The following is a 2241-nucleotide window of genomic DNA, read 5'->3' on the forward strand; positions in this document are numbered from 1 at the left end:
GAGGTTCTCCCCTTCCGCAACCCCAACACCGCCACCAACCTCCTGACCGGGTACAGCTAGAAGGTTCCAAGGCCAAGCAGATCACGACTCGTGAAGATGATTTCCGAATGGATATTCTCGAGACTCAGGAGGGGGACGAGAACCCGATAACCGTACCGCTCGAGTTCGCCGTCTACACCCTCGAACACGATCCTGGCGACGATCGCTCGCAATACGCGGGAGCTACGGCCATCCACGTCTTCGGCGACCCCGGCCACCCGCTCGTGCTCAATGTCAGTTGCCCGGCAGAGATGGATAAGGAAATCGTCCTTGATCGTCTGGCCTCCGAGCTCGAGTCCCTGGAGATCATCATCACTCCTTCCAAACCTTGACGAGCCCCGGTTCGGAACCGACGGCGGTTCGCTGCAGAAGGGCGGCAGGATCGAGTCGTTTTCCCGATCCGGAATCCACGTGTGCTTTGCTGGGCCGGTAAACTCCCGGAGCAGAAACCGAGGTGTGAACCGTGATGAGCAGTCTTCTTCCGCCAGGGACCAATGACGAGCCCTCGCCCTTCAACCCGCGCACACCCGACGCTCCGCCGGTCGAACCCGATGCCACTAACCCGGAATCCGGCCGAGCCGGCTCGCGGAGAGCCCGACGCCGACGGCCCTCTTGGCTGCTGCCGGTCGCGACGGGAGCCGCGCTCGTACTCGTCGGCGGAACGATCTGGGGCGGCGTCGCCTGGATGCACGCGGAGCAGCACGGGTATCCGCTGGGGTCGGATAAGACGGTGGAGGAGATCGCGGTGACATGGCCGTCTCACGACCCGGGTTACGCACCGAACCAGGAAATATTCGGGGCGATGAACAACACGATGGAATACGTCATGTACGATCCCACGACTGGTTGCGGCTTCTCGTTCACCTACGACATGCACGAAGTGACCTTCGATGAGTTCGAGTCCCGCATTGACGCGGAAGCGTCTCGACACAGACACTTCGGCGTCGGTCAGATCAGCGGCCGACAGGACGATTTCCGAATGGAAGTCGCGGAATCCCGCCGAGATGACGCCGATTCTCGAAGCATCCCGCTCGAATTCGCCGTCTATAGCGTGGAATACGACGGCAGCGGCCATCGCCCGCTGTACACCGGCGCTTCCGCCGTCCATGTGTTCGGGAACCCCGGTCGGCCCTTCATCCTCGATGTCCGGTGCCCGGCCGATACGGACGCAGAAACCGTCCGAAGCCAACTCACGACCCAACTCGAATCCGTCAAGATCGTCCTCGTCCCTGCAAAGAACTGACGGAAGGCAGCACACCCGCAGCACGACCGCTTCGCGACACGGGAGCGCTCAAAAAGACACCGCCTAGCGCAGCGTCGTGATGCCGGGGAGCTCCTGCGTACCGAGCATCTCGCGGATCGCATCGAGCGCCCGCTGATATGAGACCCGGATGATCTCCCTGGCACGTTCGCCATCGCCGGCTCTCGCCGCATCGATCAGATCGGTCTTGTACCGCCAGATGTGTTCGTTCAGGCCGTCGCCCTGAGTCGCCCAGAGCATCTTGTACGGACGGCAACGATCCCAGAGCCCCCGGACGATGTCGAGCAGCACCCCGTTCCCGCCGGCCGAGTAGAGGATGTCGAGCATCTCCTCGTCTCGGGTGAGCGCGGTTCGCGCGTCTCCTCCGGAGGCAGCGTTCAGGAGCTCTTCATGAAGCTGCTCCATGCGTTCCAGCTCCGCGGCGGCGATCGCCGTGCTCCCGAGGTTCGCGCATTCTCCTTCAACCAGGATCCGGGCCGAGTAGACCTCCTCGAGCTCCTGCACGCTGAGCCTCCGCACCCGGGCGCTCTTGTACGGCTCCTGTTCGGCGAGCCCCGCGTCCACCAACCTGGACACGGCTTCGCGCGCCGGCATCACGCTCGTGCCGAGCAGGTCTGCGACCTCGCGAACTCGTAGCGGATACCCGGGATGCAATTGCCCGTTGATCACCCAATCGCGCAGCAGTGCGAATGCACGGTCCGCAAGCGAACGCGCGCTACCGCTCGCCATGGCTCGCGGTTCGGGGATGGCCTCCTCCCCAGACCGGCCTTCGCGATCATCTTCCACGGCGCCGTCCTGCGCGTCCCGTTCCCCGGCCGAACCGTCAAGACCTCCAGACTTCATCGCTCCATCGTATCCGCCGAGCTCGGAGCACGACGGCGAGAAGGAGGGCAGTCTCTTATACACAACTGACGCTGCCGACGATATGCAGTGTGTAGATC

Annotated in this window: 2 protein-coding genes; both read left to right on the forward strand. The window is 63.4% G+C overall.

What is annotated here, in order from left to right:
• On the forward strand, positions 1–371 hold a 371-nt coding region (locus tag FM112_RS15720), incomplete at its 5' end, for a hypothetical protein (protein ID WP_217874635.1).
• Between the two features lie 134 nt (positions 372–505).
• Positions 506–1282 carry a hypothetical protein gene (locus FM112_RS15725; protein WP_140400730.1) on the forward strand — a complete coding sequence of 259 codons (777 nt, stop codon included), beginning with the start codon at positions 506–508 and terminating at the stop codon, positions 1280–1282.
• The last annotated feature ends 959 nt before the right edge of the window (positions 1283–2241 follow it).

This window comes from Gulosibacter sp. 10 (assembly GCF_900163695.1).
Lineage (GTDB): Bacteria > Actinomycetota > Actinomycetes > Actinomycetales > Microbacteriaceae > Gulosibacter.

Bases quoted from the DNA above. Each gene is read 5' to 3' on its own strand.
- FM112_RS15725 (WP_140400730.1), top strand. From the start codon at position 506: ATGAGCAGTCTTCTTCCGCCAGGGACCAATGACGAGCCCTCGCCCTTC.